The sequence below is a fragment of the Ammonicoccus luteus genome (genome assembly GCF_050880385.1).
Lineage (GTDB): Bacteria > Actinomycetota > Actinomycetes > Propionibacteriales > Propionibacteriaceae > Enemella.
On the sequence record NZ_JBNZCI010000002.1, the window covers coordinates 406,875 to 430,923 of the forward strand.

Annotated in this window: 21 protein-coding genes and 1 tRNA gene; 9 read left to right on the forward strand and 13 right to left on the reverse strand. The window is 67.5% G+C overall.

Annotated features, from left to right (window positions below; genetic code table 11):
* Nucleotides 1-42: 42 nt before the first annotated feature.
* Both ACQ260_RS07240 and nth read right to left on the reverse strand, forming a co-directional pair.
* Nucleotides 43-684: a TlpA family protein disulfide reductase gene (locus tag ACQ260_RS07240; RefSeq protein WP_432558746.1), complete on the reverse strand. Its 642-nt coding sequence runs from the start codon at nucleotides 682-684 to the stop codon at nucleotides 43-45.
* Complete coding sequence (nth, locus tag ACQ260_RS07245; RefSeq protein WP_432558747.1) at nucleotides 681-1,409, reverse strand: endonuclease III; 729 nt, start codon at nucleotides 1,407-1,409, stop codon at nucleotides 681-683. Before nth ends, ACQ260_RS07240 begins: the two co-directional genes overlap by 4 nt.
* A gap of 131 nt (nucleotides 1,410-1,540) precedes the next feature.
* On the opposite strand from nth, the gene ACQ260_RS07250 reads away from it, so the two are divergent.
* Entirely contained in the window at nucleotides 1,541-2,221 is a 681-nt protein-coding gene (locus tag ACQ260_RS07250; RefSeq protein WP_432558748.1) for a Crp/Fnr family transcriptional regulator, read from the forward strand.
* Here ACQ260_RS07250 and ACQ260_RS07255 read toward each other — a convergent pair.
* From ACQ260_RS07255 to ACQ260_RS07270, 4 genes are all read right to left on the reverse strand, one after another.
* Complete coding sequence (locus tag ACQ260_RS07255; RefSeq protein WP_432558749.1) at nucleotides 2,181-2,987, reverse strand: MBL fold metallo-hydrolase; 807 nt, start codon at nucleotides 2,985-2,987, stop codon at nucleotides 2,181-2,183. The genes ACQ260_RS07250 and ACQ260_RS07255 overlap by 41 nt on opposite strands.
* A 13-nt stretch (nucleotides 2,988-3,000) precedes the next feature.
* The gene (locus ACQ260_RS07260; protein WP_432558750.1) at nucleotides 3,001-3,459 is read right to left on the reverse strand and encodes a RidA family protein; all 459 of its coding nucleotides are present in this window, start codon (nucleotides 3,457-3,459) and stop codon (nucleotides 3,001-3,003) included.
* Nucleotides 3,456-3,620 carry a Sp36 family protein gene (sp36, locus tag ACQ260_RS07265; RefSeq protein ID WP_502219704.1) on the reverse strand — a complete coding sequence of 55 codons (165 nt, stop codon included), beginning with the start codon at nucleotides 3,618-3,620 and terminating at the stop codon, nucleotides 3,456-3,458. The genes ACQ260_RS07260 and sp36 overlap by 4 nt, the downstream gene beginning before the upstream one ends.
* Before the next feature lie 135 nt (nucleotides 3,621-3,755).
* On the reverse strand, nucleotides 3,756-4,955 hold the full coding sequence (locus ACQ260_RS07270) for a 4-hydroxybenzoate 3-monooxygenase (RefSeq protein ID WP_432558752.1): 1,200 nt from the start codon (nucleotides 4,953-4,955) through the stop codon (nucleotides 3,756-3,758).
* 239 nt (nucleotides 4,956-5,194) lie between these two features.
* Between ACQ260_RS07270 and bagA the strand changes: the two genes are divergently transcribed.
* Both bagA and bagB read left to right on the forward strand, forming a co-directional pair.
* Complete coding sequence (bagA, locus tag ACQ260_RS07275; RefSeq protein ID WP_432558753.1) at nucleotides 5,195-6,184, forward strand: ATPase BagA; 990 nt, start codon at nucleotides 5,195-5,197, stop codon at nucleotides 6,182-6,184.
* A complete protein-coding gene (gene bagB, locus ACQ260_RS07280) occupies nucleotides 6,181-7,344 on the forward strand; it encodes an ArsA family ATPase (RefSeq protein WP_432558754.1) in 1,164 nt (387 codons plus the stop codon). Before bagA ends, bagB begins: the two co-directional genes overlap by 4 nt.
* Here the strand turns inward: bagB and ACQ260_RS07285 are convergent.
* On the reverse strand, nucleotides 7,303-7,584 hold the full coding sequence (locus ACQ260_RS07285; RefSeq protein WP_432558755.1) for a WhiB family transcriptional regulator: 282 nt from the start codon (nucleotides 7,582-7,584) through the stop codon (nucleotides 7,303-7,305). The two genes, bagB and ACQ260_RS07285, sit on opposite strands and share 42 nt — an antisense overlap.
* 305 nt (nucleotides 7,585-7,889) lie before the next feature.
* Here ACQ260_RS07285 and ACQ260_RS07290 point away from each other — a divergent pair, with 305 nt between their 5' ends.
* The 3 genes from ACQ260_RS07290 to ACQ260_RS07300 all read left to right on the forward strand — a co-directional run bounded on the left by ACQ260_RS07290 (nucleotide 7,890) and on the right by ACQ260_RS07300 (nucleotide 11,497).
* Nucleotides 7,890-10,394, forward strand: a complete 2,505-nt coding sequence (locus ACQ260_RS07290; protein WP_432558756.1) for a transglycosylase domain-containing protein — start codon at nucleotides 7,890-7,892, stop codon at nucleotides 10,392-10,394.
* A gap of 3 nt (nucleotides 10,395-10,397) precedes the next feature.
* Nucleotides 10,398-11,309: a metallophosphoesterase gene (locus ACQ260_RS07295; protein WP_432558757.1), complete on the forward strand. Its 912-nt coding sequence runs from the start codon at nucleotides 10,398-10,400 to the stop codon at nucleotides 11,307-11,309.
* A 111-nt stretch (nucleotides 11,310-11,420) separates the two neighbouring features.
* A tRNA-Pro gene (locus ACQ260_RS07300) sits at nucleotides 11,421-11,497 on the forward strand.
* Nucleotides 11,498-11,589: 92 nt separating this feature from the next.
* On the opposite strand, the gene ACQ260_RS07305 is transcribed toward ACQ260_RS07300, so the two are convergent.
* From ACQ260_RS07305 to ACQ260_RS07320, 4 genes are read right to left on the reverse strand one after another with little or no spacing between them, the layout of a single operon-like run.
* On the reverse strand, nucleotides 11,590-11,886 hold the full coding sequence (locus ACQ260_RS07305) for a hypothetical protein (RefSeq protein WP_432558758.1): 297 nt from the start codon (nucleotides 11,884-11,886) through the stop codon (nucleotides 11,590-11,592).
* Nucleotides 11,883-12,383, reverse strand: coding sequence for a hypothetical protein (locus tag ACQ260_RS07310; protein ID WP_432558759.1), 501 nt, complete (start codon nucleotides 12,381-12,383; stop codon nucleotides 11,883-11,885). Before ACQ260_RS07310 ends, ACQ260_RS07305 begins: the two co-directional genes overlap by 4 nt.
* A 25-nt stretch (nucleotides 12,384-12,408) precedes the next feature.
* Entirely contained in the window at nucleotides 12,409-12,813 is a 405-nt protein-coding gene (locus ACQ260_RS07315) for a hypothetical protein (RefSeq protein WP_432558760.1), read from the reverse strand.
* Between the two features lie 2 nt (nucleotides 12,814-12,815).
* On the reverse strand, nucleotides 12,816-14,105 hold the full coding sequence (locus ACQ260_RS07320; protein WP_432558761.1) for an aspartate kinase: 1,290 nt from the start codon (nucleotides 14,103-14,105) through the stop codon (nucleotides 12,816-12,818).
* 312 nt (nucleotides 14,106-14,417) lie between these two features.
* Between ACQ260_RS07320 and ACQ260_RS07325 the strand changes: the two genes are divergently transcribed.
* Together ACQ260_RS07325 and pta are read left to right on the forward strand one after the other, a co-directional pair.
* On the forward strand, nucleotides 14,418-15,638 hold the full coding sequence (locus ACQ260_RS07325) for an acetate/propionate family kinase (protein WP_432558762.1): 1,221 nt from the start codon (nucleotides 14,418-14,420) through the stop codon (nucleotides 15,636-15,638).
* Between the two features lies 1 nt (nucleotide 15,639).
* Nucleotides 15,640-17,763, forward strand: a complete 2,124-nt coding sequence (gene pta, locus ACQ260_RS07330) for a phosphate acetyltransferase (protein WP_432558763.1) — start codon at nucleotides 15,640-15,642, stop codon at nucleotides 17,761-17,763.
* A 75-nt stretch (nucleotides 17,764-17,838) separates the two neighbouring features.
* Here the strand turns inward: pta and ACQ260_RS07335 are convergent, their stop codons facing one another.
* Nucleotides 17,839-18,378: a MarR family winged helix-turn-helix transcriptional regulator gene (locus ACQ260_RS07335; protein WP_432558764.1), complete on the reverse strand. Its 540-nt coding sequence runs from the start codon at nucleotides 18,376-18,378 to the stop codon at nucleotides 17,839-17,841.
* A 38-nt stretch (nucleotides 18,379-18,416) separates the two neighbouring features.
* On the opposite strand from ACQ260_RS07335, the gene ACQ260_RS07340 reads away from it, so the two are divergent.
* Nucleotides 18,417-20,588 carry an MMPL family transporter gene (locus ACQ260_RS07340; protein WP_432558765.1) on the forward strand — a complete coding sequence of 724 codons (2,172 nt, stop codon included), beginning with the start codon at nucleotides 18,417-18,419 and terminating at the stop codon, nucleotides 20,586-20,588.
* Nucleotides 20,589-20,696: 108 nt separating this feature from the next.
* On the opposite strand, the gene ileS is transcribed toward ACQ260_RS07340, so the two are convergent.
* Nucleotides 20,697-23,858: an isoleucine--tRNA ligase gene (gene ileS / locus ACQ260_RS07345; RefSeq protein WP_432558766.1), complete on the reverse strand. Its 3,162-nt coding sequence runs from the start codon at nucleotides 23,856-23,858 to the stop codon at nucleotides 20,697-20,699.
* Nucleotides 23,859-24,049: the final 191 nt, after the last annotated feature.

Here is a 24,049-nt window from a genome sequence, read left to right on the forward strand (position 1 = left end):
ATTCAAGACGCCTGAGCGCTTCCGGCGTGATGGGGTCGTCGGTCACAGGGTCACCCCCAGGTGGGTGTCGAGGAGATTGCCGAGTTGCTCGGTCGAGGTGAACGGGCCGGGGTGCCGGTGGACGACCCGGCCGTCGGCGTCGACGAGGATGGTCTGGGGCGGCCCGATGATCCGCAGGTCGGGGGCGATTGCCTTGACCGGGTCGACGAGCTGGGGATAACGCCAGCCCGCGTGGTCGGCGAATTCCACCGCCAACTCGGGTCGCGGGTCGACATAGTCGATCCCCAGGAACTGCACGCGGTCACCGGCCGCGTCGGCTGCCTCTGTGAGATAGGGCGCTTCGTCCCGACACGGTCCGCACCACTGGGCCCAGACGTTGATGACGAGGGGGGTGCCCCGCAGTCCCGCGAGGCGTACGCGGGAGTCGGCGCCCAGGCAGTCCAGCGTGATGTCCGGCAGCCCGTCGGCACGCGCTGGGACGTCGGGATCGGACGCCGGGCAGTCGGCGATGCCCGCTGCGCGCCGTTGTTCGAGCACGTGGGCGGTGGAGTCCGCGCCGCGTTCTTCGGGGGCTTCGCTGCCGGTGCCGCCGGCGCGCTGCTGCACCTGCGCGCCGCCGCACCCCGCGAGCGCGACGGACAGGGCGAGCGCAAGTGCCGCGAGACCTCGCGTACTCCCCCTCATCCTCTCGGCTCCCGAATCAGCTTCTCGGCCTTGGCCGGATCAGTGGGGCCCTCGCCGAAGGCGGGACACAGGCGCGCGAGGGGACACACGCCACACGCGGGGTTGCGCGCGTGGCAGCGTCGGCGTCCGAACCAGATGATGTTGTGGCTCAGCTGTGTCCACTCCTTGCGGGGGAACAGCGCGGCAACCTCGGCTTCGATCCGGTCGGGGTCGGTCTGGGTGGTCCAGCCGAACCTGGTCACCAGACGCTTGAAGTGGGTGTCGACGGTGATGCCGGGCACGCCGAAGGCGTTGCCGAGGACGACGTTGGCGGTCTTGCGGCCCACACCGGGCAGAGTCACCAAGTCCTTGAGCCGCCGCGGCACCTCCCCGCCGAACCGCTCGACGATCTCCTGGCTGAGCCGGATGACGGAGTCGGTCTTGGCCCGGAAGAAGCCGGTGGGATGGACGATCTCCTCGACCACCGCCCGATCAGCCCCCGCCATCGCGACCGCGTCGGGATAGCGGGCGAAGAGGATGGGGGTGACCTGATTGACCCGCTTGTCGGTCGACTGCGCCGACAGGACCGTCGCGATCAACAGCTGATAAGGATCAGTGAAGTCCAGCTCGCACTCGGCCTCCGGGTATGTCTCCGCCATGAGCCGATTCATCTTCCGCGCGCGGCGGACCAAGGCGACGGAAGGCCGACCGTCACCAGGGGCGACGTCCGGGGCGAGCGTGGTCATGCACGCGATCCTATGCGGCCTGCGCACGCGTGCGAAGAATCATGCGGGGCGACAGGACGCGGCCCGGGGAATTCCCTTGGGTGCATTGGTCCCGCTAGCCTGTCGGCAGTCACATATGGGAGGGACAAGGCGTGGAGACAACGGCGATCCTGAAGCAGGCGCCCCTGTTTCGCGGGCTCGATGATGAAGCCTTTCAGGCCCTGAGTTCCTCCATGGGCGAGGTTCAGTTGGCCCGCGGACAGGTGCTGTTCCACGAGGGCGACTCCGGCAACCAGCTCTATGTCGTGATCGACGGCAAAATCAAGCTGGGCCGCCACGGTGCTTCCGGGCGGGAGAACCTGCTCGCGATCCTCGGGCCCGGCCAGATGTTCGGCGAACTGTCGCTGTTCGACCCGGGACCGCGCTCGACAACGGCGACGGCCGTCACCGCGTGCAGACTGCGAGTCCTTGACAACGCCGACCTCTCGCCGTGGCTCGCGGGGCGCCCCGAGGTCGCCAAGGGCCTGCTGGGCCAGTTGGCCGGTCGCTTGCGCAAGGCGAACGATGTGGTGTCGGACCTGGTCTTCTCGGATGTGCCGGGCCGGGTCGCTAAGGCGCTGCTCGATCTCGCGTCGCGGTTCGGGAAGCAGACCGACGAGGGCCTCGTGGTGCATCACGAGCTGACCCAGGAAGAGCTCGCTCAGCTCGTCGGTGCCTCGCGCGAGACGGTGAACAAAGCGCTCGCCGACTTCGCGGCCCGAGGCTGGATGCGGCTCGAGCCACGGTCGGTGATCATTCTTGATCCGGAACGCGTGGAGCGCCGGGCGCGCTGATCTGTCCCTCCCCGGGCGTCGCCTTCAAATAGTCGAGCTGGGCCAAGGTTGAGGCCATGGCGGCTCGGCGCAGCACGGGGGACAGGTCTCCATAGACCCACGTGACGACCTCATCGGGAGTGTTGGCGCCCTCCGCGAGCGCTGCCCGCACCTGCTGCAGTCGCTCCGCACGGTGGTCCCCATAGAAGGCGATCCAGGCCTCGGGGTCATCGACAACCGGGCCATGACCGGGCAGCAGTTGCCGCACGTTCCGTTCGGCCACCAGGTCCGCCAGCCGCCGCAGGGACTCGAGATAGTCGGTGAGGTTGCCATCCGGATACATAATCACCGTGGTCCCCTCACCGAGGATCATGTCGCCGGTGAGCAGGTCGGTGTGCTCGGGCCGGTTGAACAGGAACCCGACCGAGTCCGAGGTGTGACCGGGGAGATGCAGGATCTCGAGTTCCCCGTCGCCAATGGCCCGGGTCTCCCCCACTTGGAGCGGACGCCCGGTGCTGAGGTTCGGGTCGAAGGTGCGCACGGGTGCGCCGAAGTCGTGGCCGAGGTCCGGCGCGGACGCGATGTGGTCGTCGTGCCGGTGGGTGACCCACACCTCGGCGATCCCGAGCGGACAGGCCTGTTCGATCGCATCCCGGTGGGCAAGATCGAGCGGGCCGGGGTCGATGACGATCGCCTTCTCGTCCCCTGGGGTGACAACCCAGGTGTTGGTCCCCTGGAGGGTCATCGACCCATGGTTGGGCGCGAGCAGACGAGTCGGAGTCAGCATGCCTGCCAGCCGATCAGCCGATCTCGGCGATGACTTCGATTTCCACCGGCGTGTCGAGCGGGAGAACGCTCACACCGACGGCGCTGCGCACATGGGAGCCGGCTTCACCGAAGATCTCGCCGACCAACTCGCTGGCGCCGTTGCCCACCTTGGGCTGATCGGTGAACTCCGGGACGCTCGCCACGAACACGACGACCTTCAGAATGCGCGTGATGCGGTCGACCCCACCGGCGGCCTGAGCGATCGCCGCGAGCGCGTTGAGCAGACAGGTCCGGGCGCACTCGACCCCTTGCTCGAGGCTGACGTCACCTCCGAGCTTTCCCGTGTGGATTGGCGTGCCCGCGACGACCGGCAACTGGCCGGACGTCCAGACCTGGTTGCCGACGACAGTCGCCGGCACATAGGCCGCGAGGGGCTTGGCCACCTCGGGAAGGCTGATGCCCAACTCACCCAGCCGCTGCGAGACGGTCATTTCTGCTCCTGGATGGGGCGCTTCAGATAGGCGACGAGGTTCTCCGGGTTCATGCCCGGGACGATCTGGACGAGCTCCCAGCCGTCGGCGCCCCAGTTGTCCAGAATCTGCTTGGTCGCGTGCACGAGGACCGGCACGGTGACGTATTCCCACTTGGTCATGCGGACCACCCTATAAACCCGGCCTGGTGCTGTGAATAGCGCCCCGCTCACTGTGCGTACGCACGCCCGCCGACCGTCGAGAACGACAGCCGAACGGGCGTGCGTGCGATGCGGGTCCGCGCAGGGCGGCGCAGATCAGAGGCCATCCTTCTCGTTGGGCCAACCGGCGTACGCCTCCGCGAGGTGGGTCTGGCCGGACTTGTGGCCGAGCACCATCTCGAGCTCACCGGCACGGCGCTTGGCGTCGTAGGGGTTCTCGTCGGGGATGCTGTGCATCATCTGGGTCATCCAGTAGGAGAAGTTCTGGGCCCGCCAGATGCGCTTGAGCGCCGCCTCCTGATAACCGTCCAGCTTGGCGACGTCATTGGCCTTGGCGGCCTCTGCCAGCCGGGTCGCCAGCGCACGCGCGTCCGACAGCGCCAGGTTGAGACCGCGCGCGCCGGTCGGCGGAACCGTGTGGGCGGCATCGCCGGCCAGCACGATGCGACCGTGCTGCATCGGCTCCTGGACGAAGCTGCGGAACGGCAACAGGGTGCGCTCGAAGATCGGTCCCGTCTTGAGCTGGAAACCGTCGGGGCCCTCCATGCGCGACTGGAATTCCTCCCACAGCTGGTCCTCCGACCACGAATACATGTCATCGGAGGGGTTGCACTGCAGATACATCCGCTGGATGGACTCGGTGCGCTGGGAGATCAACGCGAAGCCACGCTCGTTGGTGGCATAGATCAGCTCGTCGGCGCTCATCGGCGCCTCGCACATGATGCCGAACCAGGCGAACGGATATTCCCGGAAATACTGCGTCCGGCCCTCCTCGGGGATGAGGAATCGGCAGATCGAACGGGAGCCGTCGGAGCCGACGAGGAAGTCACCGCGGACCTCCTGCTCGTTGCCGTCCGCGTCGACGAACCGGACGCCGGGGTTGTCGCTGTATTCGTCGACGACCTGCACGTCGGACACGCCGAAGCGGACGTCACCGCCGTCACGCTCTCGGGCGTTCGCGAGGTCGATGAACACGTCCGTCTGCGGATAGAGCCACACCGACGCGCCGACGAGCTCCTTGAAGTTGATGTGGTGGCTGACGCCGTTGACGCGGAGATAGGTGCCGTCGTGCTCATAGCCGTCGGTGCGATAGCGGTCCGACACGTTCTCGTCGTCCAGCATCTGCACGGCTTGGGCCTCGAGAATGCCGGCGCGGTGGGTGTTCTCGATCTCTTCACGACTGCGGATGTCGATCGCCACGGATTCGACCCCGCGGTTGGCGAGCATCTGGGAAATCATCAAGCCAGCGGGGCCGGCTCCGACGATGACCACTTGGGTGCGGGTGGTCTCGGCCATGTGGGTGCCTCCTGTGTGGGGCCGACCCGCTCACGAGCCGGCAGTGGTTCGTTTCGGCGGGCCACTCGCGGGATCCTCGTTGACCTCCCGGGCGCGAGCCTGCTCGTCGCGTCACGGTAGCAGCGGGCCGCCCACCGATAACAGGGCCGGCCTGCTTCATGAGCTAGGCAATAGTGCGTAGGGGACCCCGCACACCGACCGCCATTCCCGCCCACCGGGCGGCCCACTAGCCTTGCGGCATGCGGACAGGGAAGTCGGGGGCAGACCCGCACCAGCATGCCGAGTCGATGTTGCACATCGTGAGCGGCAAGGGCGGCACGGGCAAGACGACCATGGCGGCTGCGCTCGCCTGCAGCCTTGCCACCAAGGGCCGACGCGTCCTGCTGTGCGAGGTCGAGGGCCGCCACGCGATCAGCGAGCTGTTCGGCATCTCGTCGCTGGGGCCGCAGGAGGAACGGCGGCTGTGCCGCACCCCGCAGGGCGGCGAGGTCTTCGGGCTCTCGATCGACGCGCAGTCCGCACTGCAGCAATACCTCGACACCTATTACCGTCTCGGGGTGGCCGGGAAGGCCATGGACAAGTTCGGGGTGTTCGACTTCGCGACCTCCATCGCGCCGGGCCTGCGGGACGTCCTTCTCACCGGCAAGGTCTATGAGGCCGTCCGGCGCTGCGCGAAAGGCATGGGTAATGCCTATGACGCGGTCGTGCTCGATGCGCCACCGACCGGCCGGATCACGCGATTCCTCAATGTCCACGAGGCGGTCGCCGGGTTGGCCAAGGTCGGGCCCATCCACCAGCAGGCCGAATCGATCGGGCGGGTGTTCCGCTCGCCGTCCACGATGGTGCACCTCGTCACGCTGCTGGAGGACATGCCCGTCACCGAGACGATCGAAGCCGTCACCGACCTCGCACCGACGCAGATCCGGGTCGCCTCGGTGATCTGCAACCTCGTCAGCGATTCGCAGTTCAGCGACGAGGAGATCGCGCGGGCTGCCACCGAGGACCTGCCGATCGAGGTCACCGACCTGAGCGCGGAGGAAAATGCTGCGCTGCGCCGCGAACTCGCGGCCGAGGCGGCCTGGATCGCGGACGAGCGCGCGTGTCGCGCGGAGCTGGAGCAGCTCAACCTGCCGATGGTGGACGTGCCCCGCGATCCGACCGGGGTGGACACCGCTTCCCTCTTCGCGTTCGCGGAGTTGCTCACCCCGGTGTGGAAGGACGAGTCATGACGCGTACGCCCATTCAGGTCGCGAAACCCAACGTGGACGAACTGCTCGCCGACAAGACGGTGCAGATCCTCATCTGTTGTGGGTCCGGCGGCGTCGGCAAGACCACCACCTCGGCCGCACTCGCCCTGCGGGCGGCCGAGACACACGGCCGCAAGGTGGTCGTCCTCACGATCGACCCCGCCCGCCGGCTCGCGCAATCGCTCGGCCTGACCGAACTGGACAACACCCCTCGCGCGGTCGTGGGGGTCGACACCTCGGGGGGCGGCAGCCTCGACGCGATGATGCTCGACATGAAGCGCACGTTCGACGATGTCGTCGAGGCGCACGCCAGTCCTGCCAAGGCTGAACAGATCCTCAACAACCGCTTTTATCAGGCGCTGTCGACGTCGTTCTCGGGGACGCAGGAATACATGGCCATGGAGAAGCTCGGCCAGCTGCACGACGAGGCGCGCACGGAGGGCCGCTGGGATCTCATCGTGGTGGACACACCGCCATCACGTTCGGCGCTGGACTTCCTCGACGCCCCGGAGCATCTCAGCGATCTGCTCGACGGCAAGATGCTTCGCATGCTCATGGCGCCTGCCAAGGGCCCGTTCAAGCTCATGTCCATGGGTGTCAACGTCGTCATGACCGCCATGACCAAGATCCTCGGCGCCACCGTGCTGAAGGACGTCCAGACCTTCGTCGCGGCGTTCGAGACGCTCTTCGGCGGCTTTCGGCAGCGCGCGGAGGCGACCTTGCGCAACCTGTCGTCGCCGCACACACGGTTCGTGGTGGTGGCGACCCCGACGCGCGATGCGCTGCGGGAGGCGTCGTTCTTCATCGATCGCCTCCGGGAGGAGCGCATGCCACTGCGCGGCGTTGCGATCAATCGCGTGCACGGCAGCAGCCTCGACGTCTCGGCGGCGCGCGCCACGGCCCTCGTGGAGGAACTCACGCCCGCGGGTGCGGACGCGGAGGATGCCCACCGCCTGGAGCGCCTGGCGCTCGCACGCCACGCGCGGCGCATGCAGACGGTGGAGCGGGAGCGTGAACTCATCGAGAAGTTCAAGCTCACGAATCCGCGGATTCCGATGGCCGAGGTGCCGGCTCAGACCCAGGACGTCAACGACCTGGCGTCACTTCGGCGGGTTGGCGCCCTTCTTGCCGAGCAGGAGTGACGCCCAGGACTCGACGTCCGTGCGGACGCGCAGGAGATAGCGGCGTTCACGTTCGGTCATGCCGCCCCAGACGCCCCACTCAATGCGGTTGTCAAGAGCTTCGGCCAAGCAGTGCGGGCGCACTGCGCAACCCCGGCAGACGAGCCGGGCCTTCTTCTGTTGGGCACCTTCAACGAACAGGTCGTCAGCTGTTCCCTGACAACGTGCCTGCAAGGTCCAATCCGATGGTGCGAGAGTCAACTTGCGAACCCCCTGTGGTGTGCGACGCTGCAGCGACGGGGTGGGTAGGGATGAGTTACCTGGAATACTAAGGTGCCCTATCTTTCCACGTCCAGTAATTGAGGGTCCTTTGAGGCCTATCTCACGCTACTGACGGGTAAAATGACCCGTTCGGCCCTTTTCACCCCCGGAATTCCGCGTGCTGGCGCGATTCCCGGTCCCCTGGCAGAGCCGCCTGGACCTCGGATCGGATAGCCTCCAAACGCTTCCAGCGCTGTCGGCACGGGATTTTCCGGGCGCCGACGCGGTCGCGTACGCTGGCGGCCATGGCCAAAACTCCCGCGCACACCGGGCGCCTTGTCTATCGCGCCATCATGTTCGTCGTGGTGAGCGTCGTCGCCGGCGTCTTGGTCGCGGGTCTTTTCATCCCGGTCGCAGGCATGGCCGGCGCAGCCACGAACGCGGTGTCCACCGGCATGGAGCACATGCCGGCCGAGCTCGAGACGCCACCCCAGTCGGAACGCTCGCGCGTGCTCCTGGCGAACGGCGAGGTGCTGGCGACGTTCTGGGAGGAGAACCGGGTCTATCGGCCATTGTCCGAGATAGCCCCGATCATGGCCAAGGCTCAGGTCGCCATCGAGGACCACCGGTTCTATGAACACGGCGCGCTCGATGTGCGAGCCACCCTTCGCGCGCTGGTGCGCAACACTTCCAGCGCCGCCGGGACCCAGGGCGGGTCGAGCCTGACTCAGCAGTACGTCAAGATGGTCCAGATCGAATCGGCCAAGATCCGCGGCGACGATGCCGGCATCCAGAGCGCGCAGGAACGCACGCTGAGCCGAAAGATCCAGGAACTGCGGTTCGCGATCGCACTCGAGAAGCGCCTCACGAAGGACGAGATCCTCGAGCGCTATCTGAATATCGCCTACTACGGCGACGGCGCCTACGGCGTCCAGTCCGCCGCACATCACTACTTCAACACCTCCGCCAAGGATCTGACGCTCGATCAGGCTGCGTTGCTGGCGGGACTGGTGCAGAACCCGGCGGCCACCGACCCCGTGCGCAACACCCGGATCGCGCTGGATCGCCGCAATGTCGTGCTCAACCGCATGGCCGAGCTCGAGATCATCAGCACCCAGGACGCCGCGGACGCGAAGGCGGTCGGTTGGGACCCGGGCAAAGTGCAGAGCTTCCCGAACGGCTGCGTCGGGACCCGCTATCCATTCCTCTGTGACTATGTGAAGCGCACGCTGGAAAAGATGCCGGCGCTGGGCAACACGCCGGATGAGCGCCTCAACACGCTCAAGCGGGGCGGCCTGACGATCGAGACCGAGATCGCCCCGTCCACCCAGGATGCGGCGCAGGCCGCCATCGACAGGAACCTCGACCCGCAGGACCCGGTCATTTCCACGATGACGATGATCCAGCCGGGCACCGGCCTGATCCTGGCCATGGCCCAGAACCGTCCGGTCATGGGCGACAACGCGGCTGCGGGTGAGACCTACTACAACTACGCCGTCGGCGGCTCCCTCAGTGACAACGACATGGGCGGCGCCGAGGGATATCAGGCGGGCTCCACCTTCAAGGCCTTCGGGGCCGCAGCAGCCCTTGAGGCCGGGATGCCGCTGAGCAAGAGCTACAACGCCGCATCGACCATGGAGTTCGGCGGCCAGCGCTTCAAGACGTGTCAGGGACGTCAGGTCCAGCGCTCTTGGAAGGTGAGCAACTCGACCGGTGTCCACGGCCAGATGGACATGTCGCGTGCCATGTCGATGTCGGTCAACACCTATTTCGCCCAGCTGATCCGCGATGTCGGCGGCTGCGAGACGACCAAGATGGCGCAGAAGACCGGGGTGAAGCTCGGTTCGAAGGGTGACATCGTCGAGCAGTTCAACGACAAGCCGGCCTTCATCCTGGGTGCTGCCGAGATCGCGCCCCTGTCGCTGACCGAGGCCTATGCCACGTTCGCCGCCCGCGGTGTGCACTGTGAGCCGATCATCCTCAAGCGGATCATCGACAAGGACGGCAACGAGATCAAGGTGCCGGATGCGAACTGTCGTCAGGTGATGGAGCCATCGGTCGCCGATGGCATGAACCGGCTGCTGTCGAACGTCATGAGCGGCACCGGTCGGCCCGCCACCATTCCCGGCGGCTACCCGCAGGCAGGCAAGACCGGAACCACCGACGGCAACCAGGCCGTGTGGTTTGCGGGCTATACCCCCGAGGTTGCCGGTGTCGCCATGATCGCGATCGACAAGACCAACCCGTTCTGGGAGAACCGCAACCGGCCCACGCTGAAGGGCCTGCGCCTGCCGAGCTCCCGCTACTACATGTCCGGGTCCGGCGGCGGTGACGCCGGCCAGGACATCTATCGTCCGTCGATGGCGGCCGCACTCCGCGGCAAGCCCAAGACGAAGTTCACCGCACCCGGCAGCGACGTCACCGAAGGCCGCGCGGTGCAGATCCCGAACGTGCGGGGCATGAGCCCCGAGGCCGCCAAGGCGGCGCTGGAGGACGCCGGTTTCTCCGTGGGTCGGACCACGCGGACCAGCAGCAGCCCCCGGGGAGCGTACCTCGGCATCAGCCGCACCGGCACCGCGCCGATGGGCACGATGATCTATCTCGTCTATTCGTCCGGTCCGGCGCCGCAGCCCTCGCCGACCACCACGCAAGCCACGGAGCCGACTCAGGAACCGACCCAGCCCGGCGAGCCCGCGCCCAGCGAGAATCCCGACGGGAATCCGCCGGGCGCTCAGGGTGGCGAACCCACCGGCCAGGGCGGGCAGCCACCCGGACAGAGCGACGAGGGCCAGGATGAAGAGCCGGGCTGACGGGTGCTGAAGCGTCTCCTGACGACCACCGCCGTCGCAGGGATCGGTTGCGTCGCCTATGGCGCCTTGGTCGAGGCGCGCAATTTCGCCCTGCGACGTTTCACCCTGCCGGTGCTGCCCCGCGGCGCCGATCCCGTGCGCGTGCTGCACCTGTCCGACCTGCACCTGCTCCCCCGTCAGCACTCGAAGGTGGCTTGGGTGCAGGGCTTGGCCGATCTGCAGCCCGACCTGGTCGTCAACACCGGGGACAACCACTCGCACCGCAAGGCCTGGCCCTGGGTCCTCAAGGCCTATGGACGCCTGCTGGACCTGCCCGGGGTTTATGTGTGGGGCTCGAACGACTATCTCAACCCGATCCTCAAGAACCCCCTCAGCTATTTCAACGGTCCGAGCCGGCCCGACCAGCCCGAAGACCATCCGGAACGGGAACTCCCCTGGCGGACTCTTGGGGAACACTTCGACAGGGCCGGCTGGACCGACCTGACCCACCGCCGGGCAACGCTCTCGATCGACGGTTCACCCTTCGCATTCCGCGGCACCGATGACGGCCACCTGCAGCGTGACCAGTACGACTTGGTGGCCGGACCACCCGATGACGCGCTCATCAACATCGCCGTCACGCACGCGCCCTATCTGCGGCTCCTGGACGCTTTCGCGCAGGACCGGATGGACCTGATCCTCGCGGGCCACACGCACGGCGGACAGGTGTGCGTGCCCGGCTACGGCGCGCTCGTTACCAATTGCGACCTCGACACCCGCCGCGTCAAGGGCGTGTCCCAGCACACCGCTGGCGGCCACACATCGGCCATGCACGTGTCTGCCGGGCTCGGGATGTCACCGTTCGCGCCCTATCGCTTCGCGTGCCGACCCGAGGCCTCCCTGCTCACGCTCGTCGCGCGCGATCACCGGTTCTGACGGGCTGGGCGGTCGCTGGTCCACACACCATTTGGGTTTGGTGGCGCACGCGAATGCCGCTATGATTCATCGGGTGCTCAGCGAGGGCACACGGTGTCCGACAGGGCACTTCGGGGTGTGGCGCAGCTTGGTAGCGCGCTTCGTTCGGGACGAAGAGGTCGCAGGTTCAAATCCTGTCACCCCGACCATGTGATGTCGCAGGACATTGGAATAGCTCGAACCTATGTTTTGTAGGTTCGGGCTATTTTTTTGTGCGGTGGGGCGGCTGTGGGGTTGGTAGTCAGCGGCTTTTCTGTTGCCGCTCACCGCGGCCTCGCTGAAGGGCCGCGAGCAGCAGCAGCCCCCCTCCGGCGGAATGCAGGATCACGTTGAGGATCGCGTTGGCCGGCCAGGGCAGTGCCTCCATCCCCGACTGGAGCAGGATCGACACGATCACCGGGATGAACCAGGTTGCGGCGAGGAACAGCATCCCGACGCAGAAGATCAGCTGCACCGGCCCCCGCAGGCGAACGAGACCGACGAGCGCCAGCAGCGTGAGGACGATGCCGACCGCCGTCATGAGCAGGATGCTGGTCATGGCCGCTCCCGCCCGTTGTCGACCGTTCGGGTCGGGGGCCCGGGTGGCGGAGTGAAGTCGGGGGCGCTCGGGTTGGTTTCCGGAGAGTACGCCGAGTCTGTGCCCGACGCGGTCGGCCCGTCCGGCGCGGTGGGCGGCCCCGGGGTGCCTGGCGGCGGGAACGCGCTGCCGGGCGTGCCGGAGCTCGCTGCCGCTGGGCGCGCCCGCGGGGCCCGGAAGGTCCCCACCGCCACGAGGACGATGCCGATAACCCATGGCAGCGTCGGGACGTGCCACACCATGTCCGCGCCCAGCACGCTGATCAGAGGTGCGAGGACGACCCCGGAGACCGCGGGGAGCCACAGAATCGTGGCGATCGCGCACAGCCCGAAACCGCCTGCCACGAGCGATCGACGGGGACCGGTCAAGCGCACCGCGGAGATGACGAACAGTGCCACCATGAGCAGCACGATCCAGCCGTCGAAGACGGCCTGCAGGGGGTCATAGTGATAGTCCATGGGGGGCGGGGACGATCAGACCGGCTCAGCGCCAGCCGCCGGACGGCGGTCCGGCGGGGTGGCTCTGCGGCCCGGGAGGGGGCGGGTTGTGGAAGCCGGCATAAGGATTCGGCGAACGGTGTGCGACCGCCGCCACGGCAGCCCCGACGAGCAGGGCCATCCCCAACAGGGTGAGCAGGTTGGTGACCACGCTCAGCGTCATCTGCAGGACGAAGAAGGAGCTCTGGCCACCCGTGCCCACTGCGCTGAACAGCGCGGGCAGCATCATGCCGACGATTCGGCCCACCACGAGCACACCGACGCCGCCGCCGATGAGCGCGCGGGTGCGGCCGCTGGTCCTCACCAGTCCCCAGATCCCGACGCCGATGAGGGCAGCCAGGAACAGGAGGTTGACGATCGCGAGCGTGACACCGAGCCCACTGGCGGTCACGTTCAGCGACCTGTGCCCGCGTAGACCACTGCCTCGCCGTCCGCATCCAGACCGAACGCCTCGTGGGCGGCCTGGACGGCTTGCTGGACCGAGCCGGCGTCGACGACCACGGAGATGCGGATCTCGGAGGTGGAGATCATGCCCAGGTTGACCCCGGCATCCGCGAGCGCACGGAAGAAGCGGGCGGTCACGCCAGGATGCGACTTCATGCCCACGCCGATGACGCTGACCTTGCCGATCTGGTCATCGAACAGCAGGTCCTGGAACTCGACCTGCTCCTTGATCGCGGACAGCGTCTCCATCGCCGACCGGGCATCGGTCTTGGCCAGGGTGAAGGAGATGTCGGTGCGGTTGCTGGAGATGCGCGAGACGTTCTGGACGATCGTGTCGATGTTGATGCCCGCGCCGGCGATCGCGTCGAAGATCCGGGCGGCCTCGCCGACGCGGTCGGGCACGCCGACCACGGTGATCTGGGCCTCGCTGAGAGTGTGGGCCACGCCGGAGATCAGCGGCTGTTCCATCGGGTTGCCTTCCTTGTCGGTGGGAGCTTTGATGTCGGCCAAGTCCTTGACCCAGGTGCCGGGGCGCTCGGAGAACGAGGAACGGACGTGGATCGGCACGTTCTCGCGGCGTGCGTACTCCACACACCGCAGGTGCAGCACCTTCGCCCCCGATGCGGCCAACTCCATCATCTCCTCATAGGAGATCTCGGGGACCTGGCGAGCCTTGGGGGCGATGCGCGGGTCGGCGGTGAAGATGCCGTCGACGTCGGTGTAGATCTCGCAATAGTCCGCGCCCAACGCCGCGGCCAGGGCGACCGCCGTGGTGTCGGAGGCGCCGCGACCCAGCGTGGTCACGTCCTTGGTGTCCTGGGAGACGCCCTGGAAGCCGGCCACGATCACGATGTCGCCGCTGTCCAGCGAGGACTCGATCCGGCCCGGGGTGATGTCGATGATGCGGGCGTCGCCGTGCTTGCCGGTGGTGATCACGCCGGCCTGCGACCCCGTATAGGACCGCGCCGTCACCCCCAGATCGTGCAGCGCCATCGCCAGGAGCGCGGCGCTCTGCCGCTCACCGGTGGTGATCAGCATGTCGAGCTCGCGCGGGGCGGGCATGGGCGAAACCTGCAGCGCAAGGTCCAGCAGATCGTCGGTGGTGTCCCCCATGGCGGAGATGACCACGACGACGTCCTTGCCGGACTGTTTGGTGGCCATGACCCGCTTCGCGACGCGTTTGATGCTGTCGGCATCGGCGACGGACGATCCACCGAACTTCTGGACTACGCGGCTCACGGTTCTCCTAACGTCTGGAACTCCAGGGGACACCCTAATGGCAGGATCCGTCGGACGATCGTCGTGCGTGCCGTTCCGATCACACCGTTTCCCGGAAGCGCAAACCGTTCACCCGGGAGTCGACAGACCCCGGAATCGACAGAAAGATGAACGACAGTAAACATGCAGCCGAACGGCAGGAGCTGTCCGTTCCGTGAGATGGAACCGAAAGGTGGCCCAGGGATACTGGCGGGTATCTTTTTAAGGGAATCGACAGGTCCATCGGCGGAGCGGTTCTGCAAGCCTGCCGATCCTTACGTCGAAAGGTCCCTCGTGGCGTCAGCTGTACTGGTCCTCAACTGCGGCAGTTCCTCTGTCAAGTTTGCGCTCTATGACCCGGAGTCCAGGGATCGCCTGCTCAACGGATTGGCGGAGCGCGTGGGCACGCCCGGCGCAGCCATCACGATCAAGTTCCCCAACGCACCGCTCACGATCAGCGACCTGGACCAGACCGATCACCACGGTGTCCTCGCGCGGATCCTGGACGAGCTGGAGGACTGGCGCGCCGAGCACGATCTCACGATCACGGCCGTCGGCCACCGGCTGGTCCACGGCGGCGAGGAGTTCGCGAGCTCGGTGCTCCTGGACGACGAGGCGATGGCCGCCGTCGAACGGTGCAGCCCTCTCGCTCCGCTGCACAACCCCGCCAACATCGCCGGCGTCGAGGCGGCCCGCGCGGCCCTGCCCGACATCCCGCAGGTCGGTGTTTTCGACACGGCGTTCCACCAGACCATGCCGCCGGTCGCCTATCGCTATGCGGTTCCCACCGAGTGGTACGCCGACCTCGGCGTCCGTCGCTATGGGTTCCACGGCACCAGCCATCGCTACGTCTCGAGCGCTGCCGCCGAGCTGCTCGGTCGGCCGCTGAGCGAGCTGAGAATGGTGACCGCGCACCTCGGCAACGGATCGAGCCTCGCCGCGATCCGCGACGGGGTCAGCGTCGACACCTCGATGGGCCTCACCCCGCTCGAGGGTCTCGTCATGGGCACCCGCTCGGGCGACCTGGACCCGGGCATTCTCGGCTACATCGCGGACCGCACCGGCGCCACGCTGGCCGAGATCACCAACGACCTCAACAAGCGCAGTGGACTTCTCGGCCTCTCCGGGTTGAGCAACGACATGCGGGAGTTGATCGCGGCCGTCGAGACCGGCAACGAGCAGGCCGCGCTCGCACTGGATGTGTTCTGCACTCGGCTGGCGAAATACATCGCCGCGCTCGCGGTCCCACTGGGCGGCATCGACACCCTCGTCTTCACCGGCGGCATCGGCGAGAACAGCCAGCCGGTCCGCGCCCGCGTGCTCGAGCAGCTCGCCTTCCTCGGCTTCGAGCTCGACCACGACGCCAACGAACGAACGGTTCGTGGCCTCAGCGGCCCGATCACCACCGCGGACTCGCGCGCGATCGCGCTCGTCGTGCCGACCGACGAAGAGCTCGTGATCGCCCGCGACGCCCATCGACTTGCCTCAACCACCACGTCCCTCCTGGAGTCCTGACATGGCACGCCGCATTCTGCTCATCCCGACCAATCACCAGGCTGATCTCACCTCGACCAGCCTCGGCCTGGTCCACGCACTCGACGAGATCGGGGCCAAGGTCGGCTATCTGAAGCCCCTCGCGCAGATCCAGCACGGCCGGATCGGTCAGGCCGCGGATCTCATGGAGCGCGTGCTGTCCAACATCGACGTCCCGGACCCCATCAGCGTCCAGGAGGTCGAGCGTGACCTCGCCCGCGGTGAGGACGACGACCTGATGGAGAAGGTGCTCGCCGCCTCCGAGGACGTCCTCAACAACCACGACGTCGTCATCATCGAGGGCGTGCTCCCGACGGAGGAGCAGACCTATTCCGGTCGCGTGAACCACGATCTGGCCCAGGCGCTCGACGCCGAGGTCCTGTTGATCGCCGGTGTGAACTCGGCCACGCTGCCGTCCACGATCTCGAAGGTTGCGGGGGCGGCCGGCTTCTATCAGGTCGGCGAGCAGAGCCGCGTGGTCGGTGTGTTCCTGACCGGACACGACTCGTCGCGCAACTCCGCCACGATGCACGAGTTCTCCGAGGCGCTCAACACCGAAGGCCTGCGCCTGGTCGGTGTCGCGGAGGAGACCCCGCAGACGCTGTGGCCGCGGGTCCGCGATGTCGCCGAGGATCTCGGGCTCAAGGTGATCCACGAGGGGCATCAGGACCGTCGCATCAGGTCGACGCAGATCCTTGCCCAGGGCGTCCCGGGCTGTGTCGCTGGGATCGAGGAAGGCGTGCTCGCGGTGGTCCCGGGCGACCGGCACGACGCGATCATGGCCGTGTGTCTGTCCGAGATGACCGGCGTCAAGCCGGCGGCCCTGCTCATGACGGCCGGCGTACGCCCCGATCCCCAGGTCCGCCAGCTCTGCCAGCCCGCGCTCGACGCGGGCCTGCCCGTGCTGCTCACCCACGAGACCACCTTCGCCGCGGTGAACCGCGTGATCGACCGCGACAAGGGCATCCCTGTCGACGACGTCGACCGCACCCGGATCGTCACCGCCACGTTCGGCAAGGCGTTCGACCGGGAGTGGCTCCACAGCCTGCCGTCCGAGGACGCGCCGCTGCGCCTGAGCCCGGCCGCGTTCCGGCGCCAGCTCACCACGCGGGCCCAGCAGGCGCACAAGCGCATCGTCCTGCCGGAGGGGGCCGAGCCGCGGACCGTCGAGGCGGCGTTCAGCTGCCAGACCAAGGGCATCGCCGACTGTGTGCTTCTGGCGAGGCCCGAGGAGGTCACCGCAGCGGCGGTCAGCCGCGGCCTGGCGATCCCCGAGGGGATCACGATCATCGATCCGAACGAGATCGACCAGCGCTATGTCGACGCGCTCGTCGAGCGCCGCAAGCACAAGGGCATGACAGAACTGAAGGCCCGCGACCAGCTGTCCGATCCCACGATGCTCGGCACGATGATGGTCTATCTGGGTGAGGTCGACGGCCTCGTCAGCGGTGCGGTGAACACCACCGCGAACACGGTGCGTCCGGCCCTGCAGGTGCTCGGCACCAAGCAGGACGCCAAGCTCGTGTCCTCGGTGTTCTTCATGTGCCTGCCGGACGACGTGGTCGTCTATGGCGACTGCGCGATCAACCCGGACCCGAACGCCGAGGAGCTTGCCGACATCGCGATCCAGTCGGCCGACTCGGCCGCAGCGTTCGGGATCGAACCGCGGGTCGCGATGATCTCGTTCTCGACCGGCACCTCGGGTGCGGGCGCGGATGTCATCAAGGTCGCCGAGGCGACCGAGATCGTGCGGGCCAAGCGCCCGGAGATCCTGATCGACGGTCCGTTGCAGTACGACGCCGCGACCACCGCCTCCGTCGCGAAGAGCAAGGCCCCCGAGAGCAACGTCGCGGGCCGCGCGACCGTGTTCGTGTTCCCGGATCTGAACACGGGCAACACCACGTACAAGGCCGTTCAGCGCTCCGCCAGCGTCATCAGCATCGGCCCGATGCTGCAGGGTTTGTCGGCTCCGGTGAACGACCTGTCGCGGGGTGCGCTGGTGGAGGACATCGAATACACGATCGCTCTCACCGCCATCCAGGCCGCCGCAAAGGACAGTGAAGGCCAGGACGCCGCGGATCGGACGCCGGAGACCGTCAGCGCCTGATTTCTTCGCGTACGCCGAAGTCGCCGGTCGGTTGCCCCGCTCTGCGGGTGCGGCCGACCGGCGAACCGGTTTGGGTCAGCCGTCGCGCAGGGCGCTGCGATAACCATCCATCGACGTGATGATGTCGCGCAGGACGGCGAGCGCTGTGCGCAGAGCGTCGTCGTCGTGGTGAGTCAGGGCGCGGTGGTTCGCTTGGAACAAGGGCCCGAAGAAGTCCTGTGCGACAGCCAGGCCGGCGTCGGCGTACCGCAGGAGGATCTTGCGTCGATCGGTCGGGTGCGCTTCGCGCCGGACGTGTCCCGAGGTGACTAGACGCTCGACGAGATAGGTGCCACCGGCCGACGTCAGACCGAGCGCATGAGCGAGTTGGGTCGTGGAGAGCGGCCGGCCTTCGACATCGGCCATATAGACGAGCATGAGGGCCCGCATGTCGGGCTCGCGCAGATCGTGACGACCGGCGAACTCATGCCCCAGCTGCGTCGAGACGGCAGTCAGGCCACGGATGAGTTGACCGAGCTCCCGCTCGAGCTCGATCCTCTCCCGCAGAGGTGCCGCACCATCGTCCACCAGCGCAGGATAGTCCTCTTCGCTCAGCGACCGGACATGTTCATTCATTATTTTGATTGTTAACCCACTGAGGTATATTTCGCGCCGTGCTAAGAACTCCCGGCGCAACGCGCGCAGACCATTCGTCCACTGAAACGGACAGAAGCGGGTGGGCCGCTTTCGGCCGCTTCGTCTCCGGCCGCTTCTCGTGGTTGCTCCTCGTTGCAGCGCTGCTGGTCAGCGGCGCACTGATGGGGATCGGCAGCGGCGCCGGAGCCAGCTCAGCCCCGAACTCTCTCCCCGACGACGCCGAAGCCGCGCGCGTCACGGCTCTGCAGCAGCAGTTCCCGGACGCCGGTGTCGCCCCGTCCCTCGCGGTCTTCACCCGCGCCGATGGCGGCGAGCTCACCCCGGCAGACCTCGGGGCGGCCGCCGAGGCCAAGCAGCGGATGCTCGGGGTCGATCGCGGCGTCGCCGAAGAGCCGCAGGGTCCGCCGGTGATCCCGTCGGAGGACGGCAGGGCGGCGCTTGCGACGGTGATGTTCGACGCGGAGATGGATGGCGTACCGCTCAACGAAGCCATGCAGGAAGTCCGCGCCGCCGCCAACGACGGGCTGCCCGCTGAGCTCACGGTCCAGGTGACGGGCGGACCAGCCTTCGGAGCGGACCTCGCGGCCGCCTTCGAGGGCGCCGACTTCACGCTGCTCGCGGCCGCTGCGCTGGTGGTCGCGGTGCTGCTGTTGATCACCTATCGCTCCCCCATCCTGTGGATCGTGCCGCTGCTGGTGGTCGGCATCGCCGACCGCACGGCCGCCATCGTCGCCACCCGCCTCGCGGAGCCGTTCGGATTCACCCTGGACGGCTCCACGACCGGCATCACCTCGGTCCTGATCTTCGGCGCCGGCACGAACTATGCGCTCCTCCTTGTCTCGCGCTATCGCGAGGAACTGCGCCGGCAGGAGGATCACCGCAAGGCGCTCGCCATCGCCGTCCGCTATGCGGGTCCAGCGATCCTCGCCTCCAACGTCACCGTCGTGCTCGCGCTGTTGACGCTGCTGGCGGCCACCCTGCCGAACACGCGGGTGCTCGGCTTCGCGGGCGCCGTCGGGCTGCTCGTCGCACTGGCCTTCGGTCTCCTCGTCCTGCCCCCCGCGCTGGCACTGTGCCGTCGTGGGCTGTTCTGGCCGTTCATTCCGCGCCCCGGTGACAAGGACCGATCGGTGTCCGGCGGGTGGTTCCGACTCGCCTCGGCGGTGTCCCGCCGGCCGGTGCTCATCCTGCTGGCGACCGTTCCGATCCTCGCCGTGCTGACGGCCGGCATTCTCGGCACGCGCATCGGCCTGGAGCAGACCGAACAGTTCCGCGTCGAGGCGGAGTCCGCCAAGGGATTCGAGACTCTGCGCACCCACTATCCGCCGGGCCTCTCGGGCCCCACGACAGTGCTGGCGCGCACCGACGCCGCAGCGCAGGTGGACAGCGTGCTCGGCGCGGCACCGGGCGTGGAGCAGGCCCAGCAGAGCGGGCAGTCGGACACGGGCCTGACGCGTTGGCGGGTCGTGCTGGAGGGCGAGCCCGCTTCCACGGAGGCCTTCGAGACCATCGAACGGTTGCGAGCCGATCTGGCCCCGATCGCCGGCGCGGAGGCCCTCGTGGGCGGGCCGGATGCCCAACAGCTCGACTCACGCAATGCCGCTCAACGCGACCTGTTCGTCATCCTGCCGATGATCCTCGGCGTGGTGCTGATCGTGTTGTTCCTGTTGTTGCGCGCGCTGTGGGCCCCGCTGCTGTTGATCATCACGACCACGCTGAGCTCGTTCGCCGCCCTGGGTGCCGGGACGTTCGTCAGCACCCGGATCTTCGGTTTCCCCGCACTCGATGTTTCGGTGCCGCTGTTCGCGTTCCTCTTTCTGATCGCGTTGGGCGTGGACTACACGATCTTCCTGGTCACCCGGGCCCAGGAGGAGACACCTGCACACGGCACCCGGCAAGGCATGGTCCGAGCGGTGGCCGTCACCGGCGGCGTGATCACCAGTGCCGGCGTTGTGCTCGCGGCGGTGTTCGTCGTGCTCGGCGTCCTGCCCCTGATCACGCTGACCCAGCTCGGCATCGTCGTCGGCATCGGCATCCTGCTCGACACCTTCGTCGTCCGGACCATCGTGATCCCCGCCCTGTTCACAATCGTCGGGCGCCATGTCTGGTGGCCGTCCAAACTCGCCCGGGTCCGGGACCCGGAGCACACCGGGCGCACCGCGGACACCGAGATGCCCGAAACCGCGTGACCGTCAGCGCACGCTGATGGCCCTGGGCCATGCAGGAAGCGGCCCTCCCCGGATCGACCAAAGGGGAGGGCCGCTTCGTTCGCCCGAAGACGATATGAGCAGCAGGGCTCAGTGGCGCACCACCTGAATCGCCAGGCCGAGATCCTCGTCGCGGACCCAGTCCGGGCCGATATCGCCCTCGGCCATCTCGACCGCAAGCACCTCGTCCGCGATCAGGGCTGCGTGCTCTCGCACCGCGTCTGCGAGGTCGCCCTCGGCGGACCACGTCAGATCGATCCGATCCGACACCTCGAAACCGGAGTTCTTGCGCGTCTCCTGGACCAGGCGGATGACTTCCCGGGCAAGACCGGCACGGCGCAGCTCCGGCGTGATCTCGAGATCGAGCGCAACGGTCTCGCCCTGATCGTTGATGACCGACCAGCCCTCGCGCGGACGCTCGGAGATCAACACATCATCCGCGGTCACCTCGACCCCGTTCGGGTCGACGACCGGCACCTCGACCACGGCCTTGCCCTCGGCCCGCAGGGCCTCCGCGATCGCCGCCGCATCAGCCGCGGCGATCGCGTTGGCCACCACTGGCGTCTGCTTGCCGAACCGCTTGCCGAGATTGCGGAAGTTGCCCTTGGCCGAATAGTCGACGAGGTCGCCGGCAGACGCGAAGGACTCGACACCCTGCACATTCAGTTCGGCAGCGATCTCCCCGCGGAGTTCGTCGCTGAGGATCGCGTACGCCCGGCTCGGGAGCAACACCCGCGACAGCGGCTGGCGCACCTTGACCTTCGCCTCGGCCCGCGCCGACCGGCCGAGCTCCACGAGTCGCTCGGTCAGCGCCACCGCTTCGTCCAAGTCCTCGTCGATCAGTGCCTCCTCGGGGACCGGCCAGGCGGCGAGGTGGACCGACTGCGGGCCCTCCGGGTCGGTGGCGACGAACAGGTCCTGCCAGACACGTTCGGTGATGAACGGCACGAGCGGAGCCATCAAGCGGGTCACGATGTGCAGCGACTCGTGGAGCGTCCAGAGCGCGGCGGGATCGCCGTCCCAGAAGCGGCGGCGGGAGCGACGGACGTACCAGTTCGACAGGCTGTCCACGAACTCCGAAATGAGCGCGCCCGTTCGCTGCGTGTCGAAGACCTCGAGCGCCGCGGTGACCTCCCGGACCAGCAGGTGGGTCTTCGAGACCAACCAGCGGTCGAGCACGGGACGGTCCGCCACGGGGGGCGCCTCTCCATTGGGCGTCCAGCCGTTCGCGCCGGCGTACAAGGCCTGGAAACTGACCGAGTTCCAGAACGTGAGCAGCACCTTGCGGACGGTCTCCTGGATCGACGCGTGGCCCACCCGACGCGCCATCCACGGCGAGCCCGAGCACGCCATGAACCACCGCACCGCGTCGGCGCCGTGCTGCTCCATCAGCGGGATCGGCTCGAGGATGTTCCCGAGGTGCTTCGACATCTTGCGGCCGTCCTCGGCGAGGATGTGGCCGAGGCAGAGCACGTTCCGATAGTTGTTCTGGTCGAAGACAGCCGTGTTGACGGCCATCTGCGAATAGAACCAGCCGCGGGTCTGGTCGGTCGCCTCGCAGATGAAGTCGGCCGGGAAGTGGGTCTCGAACTTCTCCTTGGAGCCCTCCGCCCAGGGATAGCCCCACTGCGCGAACGGCATCGCGCCGGAATCGAACCACGCATCGATGACCTCGGGTACGCGCCGGAACGTGCCGGGCACGCCCGGCTTGGTGAACGTCACGTCGTCGATGAACGGGCGGTGGGGATCCATGTCCGTGACGTCGGCGCCGACGAGCTCCGACAGCTCGGCGAGCGACCCGACGCAGACCATGAGGCTCGGGTCCTCGTCGTTGCGCCAGATGGGCAGCGGCGTACCCCAATAACGCGTCCGGGACAGCGCCCAGTCCACGTTGTTCTTGAGCCAGTCGCCGTAGCGGCCCCATTTGATGTTGTCGGGGTACCAGTTCGTCGCCTCGTTCTCCCGCAGGAGGGCGTCCTTGAACTGGGTGGTGCGGATATACCAGGAGGGCTGCGCGTAGTACATGAGCGGGGTGTGGCAGCGCCAGCAGTGCGGGTAGGAGTGCTCGTGCTTGACCGCGCGGAACAGCAGGCCGCGGTCGGTGAGGTCGGCGAGCGCGATCGCGTCGGCGTCCTTGAAGAACTCGCCGCCGATCAGGCCGATGCCCTCGTGGAACCGGCCGTCCGGACCGATCGGATTGACGAACTCGACCCCGTGGCGCTTGCAGGACTGATAGTCGTCCTCACCGAACGCCATCGCCTGGTGGACGAGGCCCGTGCCGTCACCGGCGGTGACATAGTCCTCGGTCACGACGAACCACGCCCTGCCCGGCTGGTCGACGACGTCGAACGGGCGCTGATATTCCCAACCCACCATGTCCGAACCCGAGAAGCGGTCCTGGATCTCCCAGCCGTCCCCGAGCGCTGACTCGACGTTGTCCTCGGCCACGATCACGGTCGTCGTGCCGTCGGTCGCGGTGACATAGGTCATGTCCGCGCCGACCGCAACGAGCGCGTTCGACAGCAGCGTCCACGGCGTGGTGGTCCAGATGACGAGGTCGGCCTTGCCGGCGTACCGGCCGGAGGTCAGCGGGAACCGGACATAGGCGGTCGTGTCGGTGACGTCCTCATAGCCCTGGGCGAGCTCGTGGTCCGACAGTGTGGTGCCGCAGCGCGGGCAATAGGGCGCCACCCGCTGGTCCTCGGTCAGCCAGCCGGCGTTGAAGATCTGCTGGAGCGCCCACCATTCCGACTCGATATAGCTGGCGTCCATCGTCCAATAGGCGTCGTCCATGTTCACCCAGTAGCCCATCCGGGTGGTGAGCTCGGCGAACGCACCGACGTGCCGCTTCACGGATTCGCGACACTGGGCGTTGAATGCCTCCACGCCATAGGCCTCGATCTCGGGTTTGCCGTTGATCCCGAGTTCCTTCTCGACCGCGAGCTCGACCGGCAGACCGTGGCAGTCCCAGCCGGCCTTGCGGCCCACATAGCGGCCCTGCATCGTGCGGAACCGGGGAAAGACGTCCTTGAAGACGCGGGCCTCGATGTGGTGCGTGCCCGGCATGCCGTTCGCCGTCGGGGGACCCTCATAAAAGGTCCAGGGCTCGCCGTCGGAGGTCTGATCGACGGACCTGGCGAAGGTGTCCTGGTCAGCCCACAGCTCGAGAATGCCGTGCTCCATCTCCGACAGGTTCACCTGCGGGGGCACGGCGCGATAGGCGCGGGTGCTCGGGGTCGGGTCGGTGGTCATGGCAATCCTCGTCACGCGAAAAAGTTCAGTGTTCGGGACGAGGGACGAGCGACGATGCCCGCGGTACCACCCTCATTGGCCGGCCGTGCCGACCCACTTCGTTCTCCGCCGCGGCCGGTTCTAATGAGCGGATCGCTCCGCCGTTCTTCCGGCAACTCCGGGGTGATGGCCCCATCCACGCCTTGCGACGC

Excerpts from the sequence above, each read along its gene's own strand:
- ACQ260_RS07260 (WP_432558750.1), bottom strand. The coding sequence starts at position 3,459 with ATGACCGTCTCGCAGCGGCTGGGTGAGTTGGGCATCAGCCTTCCCGAG.
- ACQ260_RS07255 (WP_432558749.1), bottom strand. The coding sequence starts at position 2,987 with ATGCTGACTCCGACTCGTCTGCTCGCGCCCAACCATGGGTCGATGACC.
- ACQ260_RS07240 (WP_432558746.1), bottom strand. The coding sequence starts at position 684 with ATGAGGGGGAGTACGCGAGGTCTCGCGGCACTTGCGCTCGCCCTGTCC.
- sp36 (WP_502219704.1), bottom strand. The coding sequence starts at position 3,620 with ATGACCAAGTGGGAATACGTCACCGTGCCGGTCCTCGTGCACGCGACC.
- bagA (WP_432558753.1), top strand. The coding sequence starts at position 5,195 with ATGCGGACAGGGAAGTCGGGGGCAGACCCGCACCAGCATGCCGAGTCG.
- ileS (WP_432558766.1), bottom strand. The coding sequence starts at position 23,858 with ATGACCACCGACCCGACCCCGAGCACCCGCGCCTATCGCGCCGTGCCC.
- pta (WP_432558763.1), top strand. The coding sequence starts at position 15,640 with ATGGCACGCCGCATTCTGCTCATCCCGACCAATCACCAGGCTGATCTC.
- ACQ260_RS07305 (WP_432558758.1), bottom strand. The coding sequence starts at position 11,886 with ATGACCAGCATCCTGCTCATGACGGCGGTCGGCATCGTCCTCACGCTG.
- ACQ260_RS07290 (WP_432558756.1), top strand. The coding sequence starts at position 7,890 with ATGGCCAAAACTCCCGCGCACACCGGGCGCCTTGTCTATCGCGCCATC.
- bagB (WP_432558754.1), top strand. The coding sequence starts at position 6,181 with ATGACGCGTACGCCCATTCAGGTCGCGAAACCCAACGTGGACGAACTG.
- ACQ260_RS07335 (WP_432558764.1), bottom strand. The coding sequence starts at position 18,378 with ATGAATGAACATGTCCGGTCGCTGAGCGAAGAGGACTATCCTGCGCTG.
- nth (WP_432558747.1), bottom strand. The coding sequence starts at position 1,409 with ATGACCACGCTCGCCCCGGACGTCGCCCCTGGTGACGGTCGGCCTTCC.
- ACQ260_RS07310 (WP_432558759.1), bottom strand. The coding sequence starts at position 12,383 with ATGGACTATCACTATGACCCCCTGCAGGCCGTCTTCGACGGCTGGATC.
- ACQ260_RS07270 (WP_432558752.1), bottom strand. The coding sequence starts at position 4,955 with ATGGCCGAGACCACCCGCACCCAAGTGGTCATCGTCGGAGCCGGCCCC.